The sequence below is a fragment of the Pseudomonas sp. NFACC56-3 genome (assembly GCF_900100025.1).
Classification (GTDB): domain Bacteria; phylum Pseudomonadota; class Gammaproteobacteria; order Pseudomonadales; family Pseudomonadaceae; genus Aquipseudomonas; species Aquipseudomonas fluorescens_AA.
In genome coordinates this window covers 1-21,681 of record NZ_FMTK01000016.1, presented here as the reverse complement: position 1 = coordinate 21,681, position 21,681 = coordinate 1, and the positions used below count along the sequence as shown (strand labels likewise).

The following is a 21,681-nucleotide window of genomic DNA, read 5'->3' as shown; positions in this document are numbered from 1 at the left end:
GTGGACAATTTATCCACAGCCCTTTTTTACCAGTTATAGGAAACCGTGCCGAGCAGCGTTCGATCTTCCCCCCAGTAGCAGCGCCCCGCATCGTTGCATCCCGACACATATTCCTTGTCGAACAGGTTTTTTGCATTCAGGTCGACGCTCCAATGGGTGTCGATCTGGTAGCCAATGGCGGCGTCCACCAGGGTGACGTCGCCGGCATCGAGTTTTCCATACAGGGTGGGCGAGGTGTAGGCGAATGCACTGTCGAAGTAGCGCACGCCACCTGCCACATACAGGCCCTTCAGGTCACTTTCGAGGAAGCGGTATTTCGCCCAGACGGACGCCTGGTTTCGTGGCACGCCGGTCATCTGGTGTCCTTTTACCAAAGAGGTCGCCGCATCCTTGGTGACCCGGGCATCGGTGTAGGTGTAGGCGGCCGTGACATTCAGACTGGGCGTGAGATTGCTATTGAGCTCCAGCTCCACGCCTTTGGCGCGGCTTTCACCCACCTGGCGATAGGTGGACGTGGTGGCGTCGAAGTACGTGTCGTCTTTCTTGCGCAAATCGTAGACGGAAGCGGTGAAAGCAGTGTCCCAGCCATTGGGCTCGTACTTGAGGCCGACTTCGTACTGGCTGCTGGTAATCGGTTCGAGGGGGGTGCCAGCGTTGGAAATCTGCTGCACCGGGACGAACGCCGTCGAATAACTGACGTAAGGCGTCATGCCGTTGTCGAACTGGTACATCAGCCCACCCTGGTAGGTGAATTTCTTGTCCTTTGAGCTGAGGTTCCCTGCGCTGGCGACCTTGTCACGGAAATCGCTGTCGACCCAATCCTGGCGCCCGCCAAGCAGGAACAACCAACGGTCGTACTTGCTTTGCAGCTGTGTATAAACCCCTTTCATCTGTTGTTCGAGCAGGGTGTTTTGCACAGCGATCGGCGTCTGTGGATCGCCGATGTACACAGGATCGTAGATATCCACAGGCCCTACGAATCCGGCATTCCAATCCTGATTGAACGATGTGCGGTCATAACTGGCACCGAACAACAGGGTATTTTCCAGGCCACCGACTTTGAATTTGCCCTCCAACTGGTTATCCAGGGAATACACCATCGATTTGTTGAAACGGTCATAAGCGGTGACGTTCACGCGGCGGCCGAAGCCGCCATTGTTCAAATTGCCGGGCCAGGTTTCGTGGCGGGTGATGCGTGACTGCAGGTAGCGCGAATTCTGGCGGAACTGCCAATCGTCATTGAAGCTGTGACTGTATTCGTAGCCGGTGCTCCAGGTTTCTCGCTCGAATGTGTTCCAGTCCGGATCGCCGAGCATGGTGTCCTTGGGTAACTGGCCGTTCGGGTTGCTCAGCAGCGTACCGGCGGCCGGCAGCCCAAGCTCCATGTTGGTGTGGTCCTTCTGATAGTTGGCCAGCAGGGTCAGCGTGTTGAAATCATCGAAATCAAGCGTCAGGGACGGCGCGATGTAGAGGCGGTCGTCCGGTACATGGTCGGTCTGGGTATCCGCGTTACGGCCCAACATCACGATCCGGCCCTGGATGTTGTCGTTCTCCGCGAGCGGCCCGGAGACATCCACACCCAGTTGGCGTCGGTTGTGGGAGCCGTAGCCCAGCTGGACTTCGCCTTGTGGCACGGCAGTCGGGCGCTTGCTGACGAGATTGACCAGGCCACCCGGCGCGTTCTCACCGTAAAGCAGCGAGGAAGGCCCGCGGAACACCTCGACCCGCTCCAGGCCGTACGGCTCCGAACTGGTGTCGTAGCGATTACCCTGGACTCTCAGGCCGTCGCGCAGCAGACCATAGCCGTAATCCGTGGCGTTGAACCCGCGAATGTAGAACAGGTCCCCGGCCAGGCTGTCGCCGGCGGCGAAAGGCGGGGCAAAGATTCCAGGGACATAACCCAAGACATCGGTCAGGGTCTGGGACTTCTGGTCTTTTATGCGCTGGCCGGTGACCACCGATACCGAGCGCGGCGTTTCCGACAAAGGCGTGCTGGTTTTCGTGCCGATCCGGCTGTTTTTCGCCTTGTAGCCCACATCAGCGCTGTAATCCAGGTCCATCGGGTTGGCCGCCGACGCGCTGATGCTCGTGGGTGCCAATTCGATCGAGGCGTTCGCCGGCAACGCGAACAGGGTATAGCTGCCAGGTGCCTGAGCCACGGCCTGGAGTCCCGAGCCTTGCAACAATTGCGCGAATCCCTGTTCAACGGAGTAGTCGCCGGTCAATCCCGGGCTACGCATCTGGCCGGTCTGTTGAGGAGAGAATGAGAGAATGACATTGGCCGTCGCGGCGAACTGGCTCAGGACGTTGTCCAGCGAGCCGGCGGCAATGGCGTAATGTTGCGTGGCGGTGCTGGCAAAAGCGTTGGAGGCGATCAGCAGGCCGCTTGCGGCCCCCGTCATCAACAGGCTGTAGGCGATGCAATGCTGGGATAAACGTTGACGAAACGTAGGAAGGCGCATGAGTGGGTAAGCCCTGGAGGTTGGCAAAGAGCCGCGTTATCGCGATTACCTGAAGGGCCGGATCAGCACAAAAAAAGATAACCTTGTGGCCTGTTTATTTTCCTTTCTGCGGGTTTTTCTCAATCCACCCGTGTGATCGATACCCAATACCGGGTGAAATACCGAACCTGAATGGGTAACGACGCCTGGAGGTTGGCCAACACGGCATCCGTGGAATCCAGGCGTAACGTACCGGACACGCGCAGATGCCGTGCCCGCTCCTGACATTGCAGAACACCGGGGCGATAACGCCCCAGCTCGTCAATGACGTCGCCTAGGGGCGTATCGAGGACGATGAGCTGGCCGTTCACCCACGCCGCCTGCGAGGACGGGTAGGCGTGGATGGGCCCCATGCCCTGACCGTTGAAATCAGCTTGCTCACCGGCTTTCAGGATACCGGCGCTGCCCAGGGCCCCATCTGGCGCCACGCTGACCCGATCCTCCAGCACGCCCACCCGGGTCGCGTCGGACAGTTGGCGTACGGTGAATCGCGTGCCCAGCGCCTGGATGCGACCATCACCGGTCTCGACGAAAAAGGGCCGCGCGTCCTGGCGCTTGCCGGTCTGGACCAGGATTTCCCCGCTGAACAACCGGATCAATCGTCGATGGGCGTCGAACGAAACATCGATGGCTGTCTCGGTGTTGAGATGAACCCGGCTACCGTCCGCCAGATCGAGGGTGCGACGCTGACCCACTGCCGTTTTGTAATCGGCCCAGACCGAGGTCAACCGCGTGTGCTCCTGGAGATTCCACCCCACATAACCCGTGCCGGCCAGCAGCAACAGCAGCTTGAGCATTTGCCGCCGGTGTTGTCCGGCGCTCAATGCACGACGTGAAAGGGCCTGAGGCAACGTACCGAGATGGCGTTGCAACTGTTCGATCTGCTGCCACGCGGCCTGGTGGGCAGGGTCGCTGTCGAGCCAATCCTGCCAAGCCTGGCGCTCGGCGTGCGTAGGGGATTGGTCCTGGAACTGCACGTACCAACTGGCAGCCGTTTCGAAGACTTTGCGATCCGGGGCCGGCATCAGCGTTCGGCCATGACCAGTGCGCATTCGGTGAGTGCGCGCACCATGTGCTTTTTTACAGTGGTCAGGGAAACCTTCAATTGCAGGGCGATCTGTTGATAAGTCAGCCCATCGATCTGCGACAGCATGAAAATTCTCTGGGTCCGTGCGCCCAATCCCGCCAAGGCTTTATCCACAGCGACCAGCGTCTCGATGATCAATGCCTTGTCTTCTTCACTGATAGCAGTGGCTTCGGGGCGCGCTGAAAGGGATTCCAGGTAGGCCGCTTCGATAGCGTGCCTTCTATAGCGATCAATCACCAAGCCTCGGGCGACCGTGGCCAGGTAATCCCGCGGTTCGCGAATCTGCACGGCATTGCGTGCTCCGAGGATCCGCACAAAGGTGTCATGCGCAACATCAGCGGCATCGCAAGCGTTATGCAACTTGCCCTTGAGCCACCCGTACAGCCACGAGTGATGTTGCTCATAAATTTGCTCGATGGCAGCGGTGTGGGAAGACAGAGGCATAGTGGGAGGAGGCGTTAATGATAATAGCTATTATTAGCCTCTGTTACGTTTTCTCACAATAGCCCTTTCGCCTCGTTCAAGCTTTCAGTCGTAGCCGGGTGCAACGCTCTTCACAAGGTGTTCGAAAAGCACGATTAAGCCCTGTGAATAACTGCCCCTGAGATCCGTTGATAACCCCCCTTGAAAACCGAGGATAATCCCATCTGTGGATAACTACCCCATTCATCCACAGGCTTACACCGGTTATCCAACCCCCTCCTGAGCACATGACCACAGCCTTTAGGATCTCTGTACACATTGAATTTAAAGGCTTACAGAGGTTTATCCACAGAAAGGGTGGTGCATAAGAATAAACATAAAAACAAAGGTTTTATAAATTTCTTTCTTTTTTATTTTTTTAACCGCGAGTTCTCCACAGCTGGTTAAATTTTGTGCAAAGGGTTCTTTAGAAAGGCCGAAGTCCCTATACTTGCCGACCTGGCTCGAAAAACGCCCAGGGCCAGACTCAAAACCTATTTCCGAATTACCTGAATAAAGCAGGCACGAGGTGCGTGGTGGATTTCCCTTCCCGTTTTGAAGTGATCGTCATCGGCGGCGGTCATGCCGGTACCGAGGCAGCACTTGCATCAGCGCGCATGGGGGCAAAAACCCTGTTGCTGACGCATAACGTGGAAACCCTCGGCGCCATGAGTTGCAACCCTGCCATTGGTGGCATTGGCAAAAGCCACCTGGTCAAGGAGATCGACGCCCTTGGGGGCGCGATGGCCGTGGCCACCGATAAGGGTGGCATCCAGTTTCGCGTATTGAACAGCCGCAAAGGCCCCGCCGTTCGCGCGACTCGCGCCCAGGCCGACCGAATCCTGTACAAGGCCGCTGTCCGTGAAATCCTGGAAAACCAGCCGAACCTGTGGATATTTCAACAAGCGGCCGATGACCTGATCGTCGAACAGGAACAGGTACGCGGTGTCGTGACGCAGATGGGCCTGCGTTTCTTCGCCGATTCCGTGGTGTTGACCACCGGGACATTCCTCGGTGGACTTATCCACATTGGTTTGCAGAACTTTTCCGGCGGTCGCGCTGGTGATCCGCCGTCGATCGCTCTGGCTCACCGTTTGCGTGAGCTGCCACTGCGTGTCGGGCGCTTGAAAACCGGTACGCCACCGCGTATCGACGGTCGGTCTGTGGATTTCTCGGTGATGGCCGAGCAGCCTGGCGATACGCCGATCCCGGTCATGTCGTTCATGGGCAACAAGGAACAGCATCCACGGCAAGTCAGTTGCTGGATCACCCACACCAATGCCCGCACCCATGAAATCATTGCGGCGAACCTCGATCGTTCGCCAATGTATTCCGCTGCCGGTGAAATCGAAGGCATCGGCCCGCGTTATTGCCCGTCGATCGAAGACAAGATCCATCGCTTTGCCGACAAGGAAAGCCATCAGGTCTTCATCGAACCGGAAGGCCTGACCACACACGAGCTGTACCCGAACGGAATCTCCACCTCCCTGCCGTTCGATGTGCAGCTGCAGATCGTGCAATCGATTCGCGGCATGGAAAACGCCCATATCGTTCGCCCCGGCTACGCCATCGAATATGACTATTTCGATCCGCGTGACCTGAAGTACAGCCTGGAAACCAAAGTCATCGGCGGCCTGTTCTTCGCCGGGCAGATCAACGGCACCACCGGTTACGAAGAGGCCGGCGCCCAAGGGTTGTTGGCCGGTACCAACGCGGCACTGCGTGCCCAGGGCAAAGACAGCTGGTGCCCGCGCCGCGATGAGGCATACATCGGTGTGCTGGTGGACGACCTGATTACCCTGGGGACCCAGGAACCGTATCGGATGTTCACGTCCCGCGCCGAATATCGCCTGATCCTGCGTGAAGACAACGCCGACCTGCGCCTGACCGAGAAAGGTCGCGAGCTGGGTCTGGTGGATGACGTGCGCTGGGCCGCGTTCTGCACGAAACGCGAGCGTATCGAGCTGGAAGAGCAACGCCTGAAAAGCACCTGGGTTCGCCCCGGTACCGAGCAGGGCGATGCCATCGCGGCGAAATTCGGTACGCCGCTGACCCACGAATACAACCTGCTCAACCTCTTGAGCCGTCCGGAAATCGATTACGCAGGGCTGGTGGAAGTGACCGGCCAGGGCGCGGAAGATCCGCAGGTGGCCGAACAGGTCGAGATCAAGACCAAGTACGCCGGTTACATCGACCGCCAGCAGGATGAAATCGCCCGCCTGCGCGCCAGCGAAGACACCAAGCTGCCTGTGGATATCGATTACACCGGCATTTCCGGGTTGTCGAAAGAAATCCAGAGCAAGCTCGGTGCGACCCGCCCAGAGACTCTGGGCCAGGCCTCGCGCATTCCCGGCGTCACGCCCGCGGCGATTTCCCTGTTGATGATTCATTTGAAAAAACGCGGCGCGGGCCGCCAGTTGGAGCAAAGCGCTTGAGTTCGATGGTCACCTCGCAACACGCTGAAGAGTTATCCACAGGTGCCCGTGAACTCGGCGTCAGCCTGAGCGAAGCCCAGCATGCGCAATTGCTGGGTTATCTGGCGCTGTTGATCAAATGGAACAAGGCCTACAACCTGACCGCCGTGCGCGATCCGGATGAAATGGTCTCGCGGCATTTGCTCGACAGCCTCAGCGTCATGTCCTTCATCGAAAACGGTCGTTGGCTGGACGTTGGCAGTGGCGGTGGCATGCCGGGAATCCCCTTGGCGATCCTGTTTCCCGACTCGCAAGTGACCTGCCTGGACAGCAACGGCAAGAAAACCCGCTTCCTGACCCAGGTCAAACTCGAACTCAAACTGGATAACCTGCAAGTTATCCACAGCCGTGTCGAAGCGTTCCAGCCTGCCGAGCCTTTCAACGGGATCATTTCCCGGGCGTTCAGCAGCATGGAGAACTTCAGCAACTGGACTCGCCACCTGGGCGACGCCGATACGCGCTGGCTGGCAATGAAGGGCGTTCATCCGGCCGATGAGCTGGTAGCATTGCCGGCAGACTTCCACCTCGATAGCGAACACGCCTTGGCCGTACCCGGTTGCCAAGGCCAACGCCATCTGCTGATACTGCGCCGCACGGCATGATTGGGAACACAAGCAAGAATGGCTAAGGTATTCGCGATAGCGAACCAGAAAGGTGGTGTGGGCAAGACCACCACCTGCATCAACCTCGCAGCATCCCTGGTCGCGACCAAGCGCCGGGTGCTGTTGATCGATCTCGATCCACAGGGCAACGCCACCATGGGCAGCGGTGTGGATAAACATGGCCTGGAAAACTCCATCTACGACGTCCTGATCGGCGAATGCGATCTGGGCCAGGCCATGCACTTTTCCGAACATGGCGGTTATCAACTGCTGCCGGCCAACCGTGACCTGACGGCGGCCGAAGTGGTGCTGCTGGAAATGCAGATGAAGGAAAGCCGCCTGCGCAGCGCCTTGGCGCCGATCCGGGAAAACTACGACTACATCCTGATCGACTGCCCACCGTCGTTGTCGATGCTGACACTCAACGCCCTGGTGGCCGCCGATGGAGTTATTATCCCCATGCAGTGCGAGTACTTCGCCCTGGAAGGGTTGAGCGACCTTGTGGATAACATCAAGCGCATCGCCGAACTGTTGAACCCGGACCTGAAGGTCGAAGGCCTGTTGCGGACCATGTACGACCCGCGCCTGAGCCTGATGAACGATGTCTCGGCCCAGCTCAAGGAACATTTCGGCGAGCAGCTTTACGACACCGTCATTCCTCGTAACATCCGTCTGGCCGAAGCGCCGAGCTACGGCATGCCGGCCCTGGCCTACGACAAACAATCCCGTGGTGCGCTGGCTTACCTGGCCCTGGCGGGCGAGATGGTTCGTCGTCAGCGCCGCACCCCACGCACCGCTGCAGCCCAGCCAACTTAAGGAAACCCCATGGCCGTCAAGAAACGAGGTCTCGGACGTGGACTGGATGCACTGCTCAGCGGTCCGACTGTCAGCTCGCTGGAAGAACAGGCCGTACAGGCCGACCAGCGCGAGCTGCAGCACTTGCCCCTGGACCTGATCCAGCGCGGCAAATACCAGCCGCGCCGGGACATGGACCCGCAGGCGCTGGAAGAATTGGCCCAATCGATCAGGAGCCAGGGCGTGATGCAGCCGATCGTGGTCCGGCCGATCGCCAATGGACGCTTCGAGATCATCGCTGGCGAACGTCGTTGGCGCGCCAGCCAGCAGGCCGGCCAGGAAACCATCCCGGCGATGGTCCGCGATGTGCCGGATGAAACGGCCATCGCCATGGCGCTGATCGAGAACATCCAGCGTGAAGACCTCAACCCGATCGAGGAAGCCGTGGCCCTGCAGCGCTTGCAGCAGGAATTCCAACTGACCCAGCAACAGGTCGCCGAGGCGGTGGGCAAGTCTCGCGTGACCGTGGCCAACCTGCTGCGCCTGATTGCGTTGCCGGAAGTCATCAAGACCATGCTGTCCCATGGCGACCTGGAAATGGGTCATGCCCGGGCATTGCTCGGTTTGCCGGAAAATCAACAGGTTGAAGGGGCGCGACACGTTGTCGCACGCGGTCTCACCGTGCGCCAAACCGAGGCACTGGTTCGCCAGTGGCTCAGTGGCAAACCGGCACCTGTCGAGGCTCCCAAGACCGATCCGGATATCGCCCGCCTCGAACAACGCCTGGCCGAGCGCCTGGGCTCTGCGGTGCAGATTCGTCACGGAAAGAAGGGCAAGGGCCAATTGGTGATCGGTTATAACTCCCTCGATGAGTTGCAAGGTGTCCTTGCACACATTCGCTGAAACAATTGCTCTTGTAGCGCGCAGTCGGAAATCACTACCTGACAGTTGAATAGGGGCAGAACCGCCCCTATACTCTGCGCGCATTTTGTCGGCACAAATTATGCCAAGTTATTGAATTATGGCGGCCGACTATTGGAGAGCAAAAGCGATGGAAACCCGCACGCCAAACCGCTTGCCGTTCCATCGTCTGGCAGTTTTCCCGGTTCTGATGGCTCAATTCACCGTCGTACTGATCGCCACATTGGCGCTCTGGCAATGGAAAGGAGTCGTCGCCGGATACTCAGGCCTTTGCGGAGGCCTGATAGCCTTGCTTCCCAATATTTACTTCGCTCACAGGGCCTTTCGGTTTTCCGGCGCCCGAGCAGCCCAGGCTATCGTCCGGTCTTTTTATGCCGGCGAGGCGGGGAAACTGATTTTGACGGCAGTGCTGTTTGCACTGACGTTCGCAGGTGTGAAGCCATTGGCGCCGCTGGCTGTATTCGGCGTCTTCGTGCTGACCCAACTGGTCAGCTGGTTCGCTCCCCTGCTAATGAGAACAAGACTTTCGAGACCTTAGGGCGTTTGAGGCAACCATGGCAGAGACAACCGCTTCGGGCTATATCCAGCACCACTTGCAGAACCTGACCTTTGGTCAGCTACCCAACGGCGGCTGGGGCTTTGCCCACACCGCAGCAGAAGCCAAGGAAATGGGCTTCTGGGCTTTCCACGTCGATACCCTCGGCTGGTCGGTCGCACTGGGCCTGATTTTCGTTCTTCTTTTCCGCATGGCGGCGAAGAAGGCGACCTCCGGTCAGCCAGGTGCACTGCAGAACTTCGTTGAAGTACTGGTCGAATTCGTCGATGGCAGCGTGAAAGACAGCTTCCATGGCCGCAGCCCGGTGATCGCGCCGCTGGCACTGACCATCTTCGTCTGGGTGTTCCTGATGAACGCCATCGACCTGGTACCGGTCGACTGGATTCCTCAGCTGGCCATCCTGATCTCCGGCGATGCACACATCCCCTTCCGCGCCGTGTCGACCACCGACCCGAACGCGACCCTGGGCATGGCATTCTCGGTTTTCGCACTGATCATTTTCTATAGCATCAAGGTCAAGGGCATCGGCGGCTTCATCGGCGAACTGACCCTGCACCCGTTCGGCAGCAAGAACATCCTCGTTCAGGCCCTGCTGATTCCGGTGAACTTCCTGCTGGAATTCGTGACCCTGATCGCCAAGCCGATTTCTCTGGCACTGCGTCTGTTCGGCAACATGTATGCCGGCGAACTGGTGTTCATCCTGATCGCTGTGATGTTCGGCAGCGGCCTGCTCTGGCTCAGCGGCCTGGGTGTAGTTCTGCAGTGGGCATGGGCTGTGTTCCACATCCTGATCATCACCCTGCAGGCGTTCATCTTCATGATGCTGACCATCGTCTACCTGTCGATGGCGCACGAAGAAAACCATTAAGGCCAGTCTCGACTAGTCTGATGTCCTTCCCGGTCAAACGGGAAGGAGCCCGAACTGGGCTGAGAAACGATTTGTTTTACCGCTTTAATCTAAAAAACCTAAACCATACGACGTAAAAGTCGGGAGGAAAGATGGAAACTGTAGTTGGTCTAACCGCTATCGCTGTTGCACTGTTGATCGGCCTGGGCGCACTGGGTACCGCAATTGGTTTCGGCCTGTTGGGCGGCAAGTTCCTGGAAGGCGCAGCGCGTCAGCCAGAAATGGTTCCAATGCTGCAAGTCAAAATGTTCATCGTGGCCGGTCTGCTCGACGCCGTGACCATGATCGGTGTTGGTATCGCGCTGTTCTTCACCTTTGCGAACCCGTTCGTTGGTCAAATCGCTGGCTAATTACTCGGATGTCTCGAGTAGATTGGTGTGATGGACAACGTAACTGCGAGGTGTTGGCGTGAACATTAATGCGACCCTGATTGGCCAGTCCGTTGCGTTCCTGATTTTTGTACTGTTCTGCATGAAGTTCGTATGGCCTCCGGTCATTGCGGCATTGCACGAACGTCAAAAGAAGATCGCTGATGGTCTGGACGCTGCCAGCCGTGCAGCTCGCGACCTGGAGTTGGCCCATGAGAAAGTGGGTCAGCAACTGCGCGAAGCGAAAGCTCAGGCAGCTGAAATCATCGAGCAAGCCAAGAAACGCGGTACCCAGATTGTCGACGAAGCCCGTGAACAGGCTCGCGTCGAAGCTGACCGTGTGAAGGCTCAGGCTCAAGCCGAGATCGAACAGGAACTCAACAGTGTCAAAGACGCGCTGCGTGCCCAAGTGGGTGCTCTGGCCGTTGGCGGTGCTTCGAAGATCCTGGGTGCCACAATCGATCAAAACGCGCACGCAGAGCTGGTAAACAAACTGGCTGCTGAAATCTAAGCGAGGGCGATCATGGCAGAACTGACCACGTTGGCCCGACCTTACGCTAAGGCGGCCTTCGAGCACGCTCAGGCCCACCAGCAACTGGCCAATTGGTCAGCCATGCTCGGCCTGGCAGCAGCGGTGTCGCAAGACGGCACCATGCAGCGCGTGCTCAAGGCCCCGCGACTGACGAGCGCAGAAAAGGCCGCCACGTTCATTGACGTGTGCGGCGACAAGTTCGATGCCAAGGCACAGAATTTCATCCATGTCGTTGCCGAAAACGACCGTCTCCCGCTTCTGCCGGAGATCGCCGCTCTTTTCGACCTGTATAAGGCCGAGCAAGAGAAATCGGTAGACGTGGAAGTCACCAGTGCTTTTGCATTGAACCAAGAACAGCAAGACAAACTCGCCAAGGTTCTCAGTGCACGACTCAACCGGGAAGTGCGCCTGCAAGTCGAGGAAGACAAGTCCCTGATTGGGGGCGTTGTCATCCGCGCCGGCGACCTGGTTATCGATGGCTCGATTCGCGGCAAAATCGCGAAACTTGCCGAAGCATTGAAATCTTGAGTTTGAAGGGGCAGCAGAGCAATGCAGCAACTCAATCCTTCCGAAATAAGTGAAATTATCAAGGGCCGCATCGACAAGCTCGATGTGACCTCCCAAGCCCGTAACGAAGGCACTGTCGTCAGCGTATCTGACGGCATCGTGCGGATTCACGGTCTGGCCGACGTCATGTACGGCGAGATGATCGAGTTTCCGGGCGGCGTCTACGGTATGGCCCTCAACCTGGAGCAAGACTCTGTAGGTGCCGTGGTACTGGGCGCATACACGACGCTGGCTGAAGGCATGAGCGCCAAGTGCACCGGCCGCATCCTCGAAGTTCCGGTAGGTAAGGAACTGCTGGGTCGCGTTGTCGACGCACTGGGTAACCCTGTTGACGGCAAAGGTCCGCTGAACAACACCGAGACCGACGCGGTCGAGAAAGTTGCTCCAGGCGTGATCTGGCGTAAGTCGGTAGACCAGCCTGTACAGACTGGCTACAAGGCTGTCGATGCCATGATCCCTGTCGGCCGTGGCCAGCGTGAGCTGATCATCGGCGACCGTCAGATCGGTAAGACCGCTCTGGCGATCGACGCGATCATCAACCAGAAAAACAGCGGCATCTTCTGCGTCTACGTGGCCATCGGTCAGAAGCAATCGACCATCGCCAACGTGGTTCGCAAGCTGGAAGAAAACGGTGCGCTGGCTAACACCATCATCGTTGCCGCCAGTGCGTCCGAATCGGCCGCACTGCAGTTCCTGGCACCGTACTCCGGTTGCACCATGGGCGAATACTTCCGCGACCGCGGTGAAGACGCGCTGATCGTTTATGACGATCTGTCCAAGCAAGCAGTGGCCTACCGCCAGATTTCCCTGCTGCTACGCCGTCCACCAGGCCGTGAAGCCTACCCAGGCGACGTGTTCTATCTCCACTCCCGTCTGCTGGAGCGCGCATCCCGCGTTTCGGAAGAGTACGTAGAGAAGTTCACCAACGGCGCAGTGACTGGCAAGACCGGTTCCCTGACCGCGTTGCCGATCATCGAAACCCAGGCTGGCGACGTTTCCGCGTTCGTTCCGACCAACGTGATTTCCATCACCGACGGTCAGATCTTCCTGGAATCGGCCATGTTCAACTCGGGCATCCGTCCTGCTGTGAACGCCGGTGTTTCGGTATCCCGTGTGGGTGGTGCCGCTCAGACCAAGATCATCAAGAAGCTGTCCGGTGGTATCCGTACCGCCCTGGCCCAGTACCGTGAACTGGCGGCATTCGCCCAGTTCGCTTCTGACCTGGACGAAGCGACCCGTAAGCAACTTGAGCATGGTCAGCGCGTTACCGAGCTGATGAAGCAGAAGCAATACGCACCAATGTCGATCGCTGACATGGCGCTGTCGCTGTATGCCGCTGAGCGTGGGTTCCTGACTGACATTGAAATCGCCAAGATCGGCAGCTTCGAACAAGCGCTGATCGCTTTCTTCAACCGCGATCACGCCGATTTGATGGCCAAGATCAACGTTAAAGGTGACTTCAATGACGAAATCGACGCTGGCCTCAAGGCCGGTATCGAGAAGTTCAAGGCCACCCAAACCTGGTAAGCCGCAGCGGGAGCCGCAAGGCTCCCGCTTGCTAACCTGATAGGTGTTACATGGCAGGCGCAAAAGAGATTCGCAGTAAGATTGCGAGCATCAAAAGCACGCAAAAGATTACCAGCGCCATGGAAAAAGTGGCGGTCAGCAAAATGCGCAAGGCACAAATGCGCATGGCTGCTAGCCGTCCTTATGCGGAGCGCATCCGCCAGGTGATTGGTCATCTGGCCAACGCCAACCCGGAATACCGCCACCCGTTCATGATCGAACGCGCCGTCAAGCGCGTCGGTTACGTTGTGGTGAGCAGTGACCGTGGTCTGTGCGGTGGCTTGAACACCAACCTGTTCAAGGCCCTGGTCAAGGACATGGCGGTAAACCGCGAACAAGGCGTCGAGATCGATCTGTGCGTGGTCGGTAGCAAGGGTGCGGCTTTCTTCCGCAACTTCGGCGGTAACGTCGTCGCTGCTATCAGCCACCTGGGTGAAGAACCGTCGATCAATGACCTGATCGGCAGCGTCAAGGTGATGCTGGATGCTTACCTGGAAGGCCGGATCGACCGCCTGTCCGTGGTATCCAACAAGTTCATCAACACCATGACGCAACAGCCGACCGTGGAGCAGTTGATTCCACTGGTGGCGACCCCGGAACAGGAACTCAAGCACCACTGGGACTATCTCTACGAACCGGATGCCAAGGAGCTGCTCGACGGCTTGATGGTCCGCTACGTGGAGTCGCAGGTCTACCAGGCGGTGGTCGAGAACAACGCAGCTGAACAAGCGGCGCGGATGATCGCGATGAAGAACGCTACCGACAACGCCGGTGATTTGATCAGCGATTTGCAGCTGATCTACAACAAGGCGCGTCAGGCTGCGATCACCCAAGAGATCTCGGAAATCGTCGGCGGCGCTGCCGCGGTTTAACGGTTCAAATATTCAGAGGATCCAGCTATGAGTAGCGGACGTATCGTTCAAATCATCGGCGCCGTTATCGACGTGGAATTCCCACGCGACAGCGTACCGAGCATCTACGACGCCTTGAAGGTTCAAGGCGCCGAAACCACCCTGGAAGTTCAGCAGCAGCTGGGCGACGGCGTGGTTCGTACCATTGCGATGGGCTCCACCGAGGGCTTGAAGCGCGGTCTGGACGTCAACAACACTGGCGCAGCCATCTCCGTACCGGTCGGTAAAGCGACCCTGGGCCGGATCATGGACGTACTGGGCAACCCGATCGACGAAGCTGGCCCGATCGACACCGAAGAACGCTGGGGCATTCACCGTCCTGCGCCAACCTTCGCTGAACAGGCCGGTGGCAACGAACTGCTGGAAACCGGCATCAAGGTTATCGACCTGGTTTGCCCGTTCGCCAAGGGCGGTAAAGTCGGTCTGTTCGGTGGTGCCGGTGTAGGCAAGACCGTAAACATGATGGAACTGATCCGTAACATCGCCATCGAGCACAGCGGTTATTCCGTGTTCGCCGGTGTGGGTGAGCGTACTCGTGAGGGTAACGACTTCTACCACGAGATGAAGGATTCCAACGTTCTGGACAAAGTGGCACTGGTCTACGGCCAGATGAACGAGCCGCCGGGAAACCGTCTGCGCGTAGCCCTGACCGGCCTGACCATGGCCGAGAAGTTCCGTGACGAAGGTAACGACGTTCTGCTGTTCGTCGACAACATCTACCGTTACACCCTGGCCGGTACCGAAGTATCCGCACTGCTGGGCCGTATGCCTTCGGCAGTAGGTTACCAGCCGACCCTGGCTGAAGAGATGGGCGTGCTGCAAGAGCGCATCACTTCCACCAAGCAAGGCTCGATCACCTCGATCCAAGCGGTATACGTACCAGCGGACGACTTGACCGACCCGTCGCCAGCGACCACCTTCGCCCACTTGGACGCCACCGTCGTTCTGTCCCGTGACATCGCTTCCCTGGGTATCTACCCAGCGGTAGACCCGCTGGACTCGACTTCGCGCCAACTGGACCCGAACGTGATCGGCCAGGAGCACTACGACACCGCTCGCGGCGTCCAGTACGTGCTGCAGCGTTACAAGGAACTGAAGGACATCATCGCGATCCTGGGTATGGACGAGCTGTCGGAAGCCGACAAGCAGTTGGTAAACCGTGCTCGTAAGATCCAGCGCTTCTTGTCGCAGCCGTTCTTCGTGGCTGAAGTCTTCACCGGTGCTTCGGGTAAATACGTTTCCCTGAAAGACACCATTGCTGGCTTCAAAGGCATCCTCAACGGTGACTACGACCACCTGCCAGAACAAGCGTTCTACATGGTCGGCGGCATCGAAGAAGCGATCGAGAAAGCCAAGAAACTGTAATCCCGGCGCCCGGCAACGGGCGCTAATTTAGGTTGAGGCAATCAGATGGCTATGACAGTCCATTGCGATATCGTCAGTGCGGAAGGGGAAATCTTCTCCGGTCTGGTCGAGTTTGTGGTTGCGCACGGTGAGCTGGGTGATCTTGGTATCGCCCTGGGTCACGCACCGCTGATCACCAGCTTGAAGCCAGGTCCGATTACTCTGACCAAGCAGGGCGGGGAAAGGGAGGTGTTCTACATCTCCGGTGGTTTCCTCGAGGTTCAACCGAACATGGTCAAGGTCCTTGCCGACACTGTGCAACGTGCTGCCGACCTGGACGAAGCCTCCGCTCAGGAAGCCGTCAAGGCTGCCGAGAAGGCTCTGAACGAAAAAGGCGCAGACTTCGACTACGGTTCTGCTGCCGCACGTCTGGCCGAGGCCGCAGCCCAGCTGCGTACCGTCCAGCAGATCCGCAAGAAGTTCGGCGGCTAAGCCGTCTGCTTTCTGTGCGATTGATTAAAAAGGGTAGCCTCGGCTACCCTTTTTCTTTTCCCCCTATTCATTATCTGGTCGCAGCCGCTGACCACCCAGGATTGGTAGCCAGTCATGTCTCTTGAAATCGTTATCCTCGCGGCCGGCCAAGGCACCCGCATGCGTTCGGCGTTGCCCAAGGTCTTGCACCCGGTGGCCGGCAATTCCATGCTCGGTCATGTTATCCACAGCGCGCGGCAACTTGATCCACAGCGCATTCACGTGGTCATCGGCCACGGTGCCGATGCGGTACGCGAACGCCTGGCGGCGGATGACCTGAATTTCGTCCTGCAGGACAAACAACTGGGTACTGGCCATGCCGTGGCCCAGGCCGTGCCGTTCATCACGGCCAATACGGTGTTGATTCTCTACGGCGATGTGCCGCTGATCGAAGTCGAGACCTTGCAGCGTCTGCTCAAGCACGTTGCCCCGCAGCAGTTGGGTCTGCTGACCGTCGAGCTGGATGACCCCACCGGTTACGGCCGCATTGTGCGCAACGCCGACGGCCAGGTGACGGCGATTGTCGAGCAAAAGGACGCCAACGAAGCCCAGCGTGCGATCACCGAGGGCAACACTGGAATTCTTGCCGTGCCGGCCGAGCGCCTGGGCGACTGGATGAGCCGTCTGTCGAACAACAATGCCCAGGGCGAGTACTACCTGACCGATGTGATTGCCATGGCGGTCGCTGACGGGCTGGTGGTGGCTACCGAGCAACCGTTGGACGCCATGGAAGTGCAGGGCGCCAACGATCGCCGGCAACTGGCCGAGCTGGAGCGCCACTATCAATTGCGCGCCGCCCGCCGCCTGATGGCCCAAGGCGTGACCCTGCGCGATCCGTCCCGTTTTGACGTGCGCGGTGAAGTCAGCGTGGGTCGCGACGTGGTCATCGATATCAACGTCATCCTCGAAGGCAAGGTCGTCATCGAAGACGACGTGGTCATCGGCCCGAACTGCGTGATCAAGGACAGCACCCTGCGCAAAGGCGTGGTGATCAAGGCCAACAGCCATCTCGATGGCGCGGTCATGGGTGAAGGCAGCGACGCCGGTCCGTTTGCGCGGTTGCGTCCAGGCTCCGTGCTGGAAGCCCGTGCCCATGTGGGTAACTTCGTCGAACTCAAGAACGCTCATTTGGGCGAAGGCGCCAAGGCCGGCCACCTGACCTACCTGGGGGACGCTGAAGTCGGCGCCCGCACCAACATTGGCGCTGGCACCATCACCTGCAACTACGATGGCGCCAACAAGTGGAAAACCGTTGTGGGTGAGGACGTATTCATCGGCTCCAACAACTCACTGGTGGCACCGGTGACTATCGCAGATGGTTCAAACACAGCCGCAGGTTCGACTATCAATCAGGATGTGGATAAGTCCCAACTCGCTGTGGCGCGTGCCCGACAGCGCAATATCGACGGCTGGAAGCGGCCGGTAAAAATCAACAAAAGCTAAGTTATCCACAACTCTGTGGGAGCGGGCTTGCTCGCGAAAGCGGTGTATCAGGTAAAGCTGTAATTGCCTGGTCTGACCCCTTCGCGAGCAAGCTCGCTCCCACAGTGATGAGAGGATTTCTGAATTTTTCTCTGGGCGCCTTGACGATATCGCCGCAATAGGTTTTGATTGCTTACGTTATCTTTCGGATCGAAACTTAAGCCGCCATGTCGAAACGCAATACGCCACAGCGCCGTCACAACATCCTTGCTTTGCTCCAAGAGCAGGGCGAGGTCAGTGTGGATGAGCTGGCCAAGCGCTTCGAAACCTCGGAGGTTACGATTCGCAAGGATCTCGCCGCCCTGGAAACCAATGGCCTGCTACTGCGTCGCTACGGTGGCGCGGTGCCAATGCCGCAGGAGTTGGTGGCCGATAACGGGCAGACCGTCTCCAAGTACAAACTCGCCATTGCCCGGGCCGCCGTGAAGCGGATCCGCGAACACGCGCGCATCATCATCGACAGCGGCAGCACCACCGCCGCCATGATCCCCCAACTCGGCCAACAGCCAGGCCTGGTGGTGATGACCAATTCCCTGCACGTCGCCAATGCCTTGAGCGAACTGGAGCATGAGCCGGTGCTGTTGATGACCGGCGGCACCTGGGACCCTCACTCCGAGTCGTTCCAGGGCCAGGTGGCCGAGCAGGTTCTGCGTTCCTACGATTTCGACCAGTTGTTCATCGGCGCCGACGGCATCGATCTGGTTCGAGGTACCACCACCTTCAACGAACTGCTGGGCTTGAGCCGCGTGATGGCTGAGGTTGCCCGGGAAGTGATCGTGATGGTGGAGGCCGACAAGATCGGCCGCAAGATCCCCAACCTGGAGCTGCCGTGGAGCAGCGTCCATACCCTTATTACCGATGATCGCCTGCCCGTAGAGGCCCGCGATCAGATTCAGGCCCGCGGCATCACCGTGATCTGCGCGCCTGTCAGCCAGGAGAAATAGCATGTGTGGAATTGTCGGCGCCGTTGCTGAACGCAACATCACAGCAATCTTGCTCGAAGGCCTCAAGCGCCTGGAATACCGCGGCTACGATAGCGCCGGTGTGGCGGTGTTCACCAACGAGGAGAAGCTCGAGCGCATGCGGCGTCCGGGCAAGGTCAGCGAGCTGGAGCAGGCGCTGGACGCCGAACCGCTGCTCGGTCGCCTCGGTATCGCTCACACCCGTTGGGCCACCCATGGCGCGCCGTGCGAGCGTAACGCTCACCCGCATTTCTCCGGCGATCTGGCGGTGGTGCACAACGGCATCATCGAAAACCACGAAGCCCTGCGTGAACAGCTCAAGGCGCTCGGTTATGTGTTCACTTCGGACACTGACACTGAAGTCATCGCCCATCTGCTCAACCACAAGCTCAAGGACCTGGCGGACCTGACCGTGGCCCTCAAGGCCACCGTCAAGGAACTGCACGGTGCCTATGGCCTGGCGGTCATCAGCGCGAAACAACCTGATCGCCTGGTCGCAGCCCGTAGCGGCAGCCCATTGGTGATCGGCCTGGGCCTGGGGGAAAACTTCCTGGCTTCCGATCAGTTGGCGCTGCGTCAGGTCACCGACCGCTTCATGTACCTGGAAGAAGGCGATATCGCCGAAATTCGCCGCGACAGCGTGCAAATCTGGGACATCGACGGCAAAGCCGTGGAGCGCGAGACCGTTCAATACCGCGACGGTGCCGAAGCCGCCGACAAGGGCGAGTTCCGCCACTTCATGCTCAAGGAAATCCACGAACAACCGGCCGTGGTGCAGCGTACCCTGGAAGGCCGCATGAGCCAGAACCAGGTGCTGGTCCAGGCGTTCGGCCCACAGGCGGCCGAACTGTTCGCCAAGGTGCGTAACGTGCAAATCGTTGCCTGCGGCACCAGTTATCACGCCGGGATGGTCGCCCGTTACTGGCTCGAAGAACTGGCCGGTATTCCGTGCCAGGTCGAAGTGGCCAGTGAGTTCCGTTACCGCAAGGTGGTGGTGCAGCCGGACACCTTGTTCGTCACCATTTCCCAGTCCGGGGAAACCGCCGACACCCTGGCGGCCCTGCGCAACGCCAAGGAACTGGGCTTTCTCGCCAGCCTGGCGATCTGCAACGTCGGCATCAGCTCGCTGGTGCGCGAGTCCGACCTGACCCTGCTGACCCAGGCCGGCCGTGAGATCGGCGTGGCGTCGACCAAAGCGTTCACCACGCAACTGGTGGGCCTGTTGCTGCTGACCCTGTCCCTGGGCCAGGTCCGCGGTACTCTGGGCGAGGGCGTCGAGGCCAAACTGGTGGAAGAACTGCGCCGCCTGCCGGCCCGTCTGGGCGAAGCCTTGGCCATGGACAGCACCGTGGAAAAGATCGCCGAGCTGTTCGCCGAGAAGCACCACACCCTGTTCCTCGGGCGTGGTGCGCAATTCCCGGTGGCGATGGAAGGGGCCTTGAAGCTCAAGGAAATCTCCTACATCCACGCCGAGGCCTACCCGGCCGGAGAACTCAAGCACGGCCCGCTGGCACTTGTGGATAACGACATGCCGGTGGTCACCGTGGCGCCGAACAACGAACTGCTGGAAAAGCTCAAGTCCAACCTGCAGGAAGTGCGCGCCCGCGGCGGCCAGTTGATTGTCTTTGCAGACGAGCAAGCCGGCATGACCAACGGTGAAGGCACCCACGTGGTGCACATGCCGCACATCCACGACATCCTGTCGCCGATCCTCTACACCATCCCGCTGCAGTTGCTGTCGTACTACGTCGCGGTGCTCAAGGGGACTGATGTGGACCAGCCGCGTAACTTGGCGAAGTCTGTGACGGTGGAGTGAGTCGTCCACCAAGGGCCAGGTGGTGCTGGTTCTAGACAATAGATTTTGACAACAGACAAAATATTCTGACACCAGACAATAGATTTTGACTCGGGCATCCTAATGTCCATTAGTAGCGGGTTGATCATTGCGGTCAGAGGTATAGCGGAGAAGAATATGGACATTTAGGTTGAAAGAGGCTTTCTGAACCACGTCGCCCGCGAGCGGGACTGAGGTGGTTCACTGAATAGCGAGACATGTGGCTTTGTCCGGCGCTGAAAGCACGATTACACGGGTCTTTACATCTCTCCCACAAAAGAACGCAAATCCGAATCAGAAGTCGGTACGAGCGTTGGCACTTGGCAAGTGGCCCCCGTAGTACGCGTTTTTTCGAAGCGTTCGTTTGCTCGGTCCGGCCCCGTCAGGACACAGGAAAGGTTGCTGATCAGCAAAGCGTCAATCAGCCTTCGAGCTTGCTTTTCAGCAGTTCGTTGACCTGCTGCGGGTTGGCCTTGCCCTTGGAGGCTTTCATGGCCTGGCCGACGAAGAAGCCGAACATCTTGCCCCGCTTGGCTTCGTCTGCCGCCCGGTATTGTTCGACCTGCTCGGCGTTGGCCGCGAGCATTTCATCGAGCACGGCGGAAATGGCGCCGGTGTCGGTGACCTGCTTCAAGCCGCGCTTCTCGATGATCTCGTCGGCGCTGCCTTCACCGTTGGCCATGGCTTCGAACACCATCTTGGCGATCTTGCCGGAAATGGTGTTGTCCTTGATCCGCACCAGCATGCCGCCCAACTGCTCGGCCGACACTGGCGACTGCTCGATCTCCAGGCCTTGCTTGTTCAGCAAGCTGCCCAACTCGACCATCACCCAGTTGGCCGCCAGCTTGGCGTCGCCGCCGATGCTCACGACTTTTTCGAAGTAATCGGCCTGTTCGCGGCTGGTGGCCAGGACGTTGGCGTCGTAGCTCGACAGGCCGAACTGCGCCTGGAAGCGCTCGCGTTTCTGCGGCGGCAGTTCCGGCAGGGTGGCGCGCACGTCATTGAGGAACGAGTCCTCGATGACCACTGGCAGCAGGTCCGGGTCGGGGAAGTAACGGTAGTCGTTGGCTTCTTCCTTGCTGCGCATCGGACGGGTCTCGTCCTTGTTCGGGTCATACAGGCGGGTTTGCTGGATGACCTTGCCGCCGTCCTCGATCAGTTCGATCTGGCGCTGGATCTCGCTGTTGATCGCCTTCTCGATGAAGCGGAACGAGTTGACGTTCTTGATCTCGCAGCGGGTGCCGAACTCGACCTGGCCCTTGGGCCGGATCGACACGTT

Annotated in this window: 20 protein-coding genes; 16 read left to right on the top strand and 4 right to left on the bottom strand. The window is 58.9% G+C overall.

Annotation, left to right across the window (positions count from 1 at the left end; genetic code table 11):
* Nucleotides 1-26 precede the first annotated feature (26 nt).
* The 3 genes from BLO80_RS20020 to BLO80_RS20010 all read right to left on the bottom strand — a co-directional run bounded on the left by BLO80_RS20020 (nt 27) and on the right by BLO80_RS20010 (nt 4,032).
* Nucleotides 27-2,462, bottom strand: coding sequence for a TonB-dependent siderophore receptor (locus BLO80_RS20020; protein WP_092333841.1), 2,436 nt, complete (start codon nt 2,460-2,462; stop codon nt 27-29).
* 119 nt (nt 2,463-2,581) lie between these two features.
* On the bottom strand, nt 2,582-3,526 hold the full coding sequence (locus tag BLO80_RS20015; protein ID WP_092333839.1) for a FecR domain-containing protein: 945 nt from the start codon (nt 3,524-3,526) through the stop codon (nt 2,582-2,584).
* Complete coding sequence (locus BLO80_RS20010; RefSeq protein ID WP_092333837.1) at nt 3,526-4,032, bottom strand: sigma-70 family RNA polymerase sigma factor; 507 nt, start codon at nt 4,030-4,032, stop codon at nt 3,526-3,528. The genes BLO80_RS20015 and BLO80_RS20010 overlap by 1 nt, the downstream gene beginning before the upstream one ends.
* Before the next feature lie 554 nt (nt 4,033-4,586).
* Here BLO80_RS20010 and mnmG point away from each other — a divergent pair.
* From mnmG to glmS, 16 genes are all read left to right on the top strand, one after another.
* Entirely contained in the window at nt 4,587-6,485 is a 1,899-nt protein-coding gene (gene mnmG, locus BLO80_RS20005; protein WP_092333835.1) for a tRNA uridine-5-carboxymethylaminomethyl(34) synthesis enzyme MnmG, read from the top strand.
* Between the two features lie 5 nt (nt 6,486-6,490).
* A complete protein-coding gene (gene rsmG / locus BLO80_RS20000; RefSeq protein ID WP_170842301.1) occupies nt 6,491-7,126 on the top strand; it encodes a 16S rRNA (guanine(527)-N(7))-methyltransferase RsmG in 636 nt (211 codons plus the stop codon).
* Nucleotides 7,127-7,144: 18 nt separating this feature from the next.
* Nucleotides 7,145-7,942, top strand: a complete 798-nt coding sequence (locus tag BLO80_RS19995) for a ParA family protein (RefSeq protein ID WP_092333833.1) — start codon at nt 7,145-7,147, stop codon at nt 7,940-7,942.
* Between the two features lie 9 nt (nt 7,943-7,951).
* Entirely contained in the window at nt 7,952-8,824 is an 873-nt protein-coding gene (locus BLO80_RS19990) for a ParB/RepB/Spo0J family partition protein (RefSeq protein WP_092333831.1), read from the top strand.
* 148 nt (nt 8,825-8,972) lie between these two features.
* The gene (locus BLO80_RS19985) at nt 8,973-9,380 is read left to right on the top strand and encodes a F0F1 ATP synthase subunit I (protein ID WP_053126821.1); all 408 of its coding nucleotides are present in this window, start codon (nt 8,973-8,975) and stop codon (nt 9,378-9,380) included.
* Between the two features lie 16 nt (nt 9,381-9,396).
* Nucleotides 9,397-10,266 (top strand): F0F1 ATP synthase subunit A, encoded by an 870-nt coding sequence (atpB, locus tag BLO80_RS19980; RefSeq protein WP_039593180.1) that lies wholly within the window; start codon nt 9,397-9,399, stop codon nt 10,264-10,266.
* 131 nt (nt 10,267-10,397) lie between these two features.
* Nucleotides 10,398-10,655 (top strand): F0F1 ATP synthase subunit C, encoded by a 258-nt coding sequence (atpE, locus tag BLO80_RS19975; protein ID WP_003097235.1) that lies wholly within the window; start codon nt 10,398-10,400, stop codon nt 10,653-10,655.
* Between the two features lie 58 nt (nt 10,656-10,713).
* On the top strand, nt 10,714-11,184 hold the full coding sequence (locus BLO80_RS19970; protein WP_047230097.1) for a F0F1 ATP synthase subunit B: 471 nt from the start codon (nt 10,714-10,716) through the stop codon (nt 11,182-11,184).
* Nucleotides 11,185-11,196: 12 nt separating this feature from the next.
* Nucleotides 11,197-11,733 carry a F0F1 ATP synthase subunit delta gene (locus tag BLO80_RS19965; protein WP_060739913.1) on the top strand — a complete coding sequence of 179 codons (537 nt, stop codon included), beginning with the start codon at nt 11,197-11,199 and terminating at the stop codon, nt 11,731-11,733.
* Nucleotides 11,734-11,754: 21 nt separating this feature from the next.
* On the top strand, nt 11,755-13,299 hold the full coding sequence (atpA, locus tag BLO80_RS19960; RefSeq protein WP_053126819.1) for a F0F1 ATP synthase subunit alpha: 1,545 nt from the start codon (nt 11,755-11,757) through the stop codon (nt 13,297-13,299).
* 50 nt (nt 13,300-13,349) lie between these two features.
* Entirely contained in the window at nt 13,350-14,210 is an 861-nt protein-coding gene (gene atpG / locus BLO80_RS19955) for a F0F1 ATP synthase subunit gamma (protein WP_072343713.1), read from the top strand.
* A 27-nt stretch (nt 14,211-14,237) separates the two neighbouring features.
* Nucleotides 14,238-15,614, top strand: a complete 1,377-nt coding sequence (gene atpD, locus BLO80_RS19950; protein WP_003187186.1) for a F0F1 ATP synthase subunit beta — start codon at nt 14,238-14,240, stop codon at nt 15,612-15,614.
* A 45-nt stretch (nt 15,615-15,659) separates the two neighbouring features.
* Nucleotides 15,660-16,085 (top strand): F0F1 ATP synthase subunit epsilon, encoded by a 426-nt coding sequence (locus BLO80_RS19945; protein ID WP_072407653.1) that lies wholly within the window; start codon nt 15,660-15,662, stop codon nt 16,083-16,085.
* Between the two features lie 114 nt (nt 16,086-16,199).
* Nucleotides 16,200-17,567 (top strand): bifunctional UDP-N-acetylglucosamine diphosphorylase/glucosamine-1-phosphate N-acetyltransferase GlmU, encoded by a 1,368-nt coding sequence (gene glmU, locus BLO80_RS19940; protein WP_092333829.1) that lies wholly within the window; start codon nt 16,200-16,202, stop codon nt 17,565-17,567.
* Between the two features lie 206 nt (nt 17,568-17,773).
* Nucleotides 17,774-18,550, top strand: coding sequence for a DeoR/GlpR family DNA-binding transcription regulator (locus tag BLO80_RS19935; RefSeq protein ID WP_060739917.1), 777 nt, complete (start codon nt 17,774-17,776; stop codon nt 18,548-18,550).
* A 1-nt stretch (nt 18,551) separates the two neighbouring features.
* Nucleotides 18,552-20,384: a glutamine--fructose-6-phosphate transaminase (isomerizing) gene (glmS, locus tag BLO80_RS19930; protein ID WP_092333827.1), complete on the top strand. Its 1,833-nt coding sequence runs from the start codon at nt 18,552-18,554 to the stop codon at nt 20,382-20,384.
* A 439-nt stretch (nt 20,385-20,823) separates the two neighbouring features.
* On the opposite strand, the gene gatB is transcribed toward glmS, so the two are convergent.
* On the bottom strand, nt 20,824-21,681 hold an 858-nt coding region (gatB, locus tag BLO80_RS19925), incomplete at its 5' end, for an Asp-tRNA(Asn)/Glu-tRNA(Gln) amidotransferase subunit GatB (RefSeq protein ID WP_092340922.1).

Excerpts from the sequence above, each read along its gene's own strand:
- BLO80_RS20020 (WP_092333841.1), bottom strand. The coding sequence starts at position 2,462 with ATGCGCCTTCCTACGTTTCGTCAACGTTTATCCCAGCATTGCATCGCC.
- BLO80_RS20015 (WP_092333839.1), bottom strand. The coding sequence starts at position 3,526 with ATGCCGGCCCCGGATCGCAAAGTCTTCGAAACGGCTGCCAGTTGGTAC.
- BLO80_RS20010 (WP_092333837.1), bottom strand. The coding sequence starts at position 4,032 with ATGCCTCTGTCTTCCCACACCGCTGCCATCGAGCAAATTTATGAGCAA.
- rsmG (WP_170842301.1), top strand. The coding sequence starts at position 6,491 with ATGGTCACCTCGCAACACGCTGAAGAGTTATCCACAGGTGCCCGTGAA.
- BLO80_RS19995 (WP_092333833.1), top strand. The coding sequence starts at position 7,145 with ATGGCTAAGGTATTCGCGATAGCGAACCAGAAAGGTGGTGTGGGCAAG.
- BLO80_RS19990 (WP_092333831.1), top strand. The coding sequence starts at position 7,952 with ATGGCCGTCAAGAAACGAGGTCTCGGACGTGGACTGGATGCACTGCTC.
- BLO80_RS19985 (WP_053126821.1), top strand. The coding sequence starts at position 8,973 with ATGGAAACCCGCACGCCAAACCGCTTGCCGTTCCATCGTCTGGCAGTT.
- atpB (WP_039593180.1), top strand. The coding sequence starts at position 9,397 with ATGGCAGAGACAACCGCTTCGGGCTATATCCAGCACCACTTGCAGAAC.
- atpE (WP_003097235.1), top strand. The coding sequence starts at position 10,398 with ATGGAAACTGTAGTTGGTCTAACCGCTATCGCTGTTGCACTGTTGATC.
- BLO80_RS19965 (WP_060739913.1), top strand. The coding sequence starts at position 11,197 with ATGGCAGAACTGACCACGTTGGCCCGACCTTACGCTAAGGCGGCCTTC.
- atpA (WP_053126819.1), top strand. The coding sequence starts at position 11,755 with ATGCAGCAACTCAATCCTTCCGAAATAAGTGAAATTATCAAGGGCCGC.
- atpG (WP_072343713.1), top strand. The coding sequence starts at position 13,350 with ATGGCAGGCGCAAAAGAGATTCGCAGTAAGATTGCGAGCATCAAAAGC.
- atpD (WP_003187186.1), top strand. The coding sequence starts at position 14,238 with ATGAGTAGCGGACGTATCGTTCAAATCATCGGCGCCGTTATCGACGTG.
- BLO80_RS19945 (WP_072407653.1), top strand. The coding sequence starts at position 15,660 with ATGGCTATGACAGTCCATTGCGATATCGTCAGTGCGGAAGGGGAAATC.
- glmU (WP_092333829.1), top strand. The coding sequence starts at position 16,200 with ATGTCTCTTGAAATCGTTATCCTCGCGGCCGGCCAAGGCACCCGCATG.
- BLO80_RS19935 (WP_060739917.1), top strand. The coding sequence starts at position 17,774 with ATGTCGAAACGCAATACGCCACAGCGCCGTCACAACATCCTTGCTTTG.
- glmS (WP_092333827.1), top strand. The coding sequence starts at position 18,552 with ATGTGTGGAATTGTCGGCGCCGTTGCTGAACGCAACATCACAGCAATC.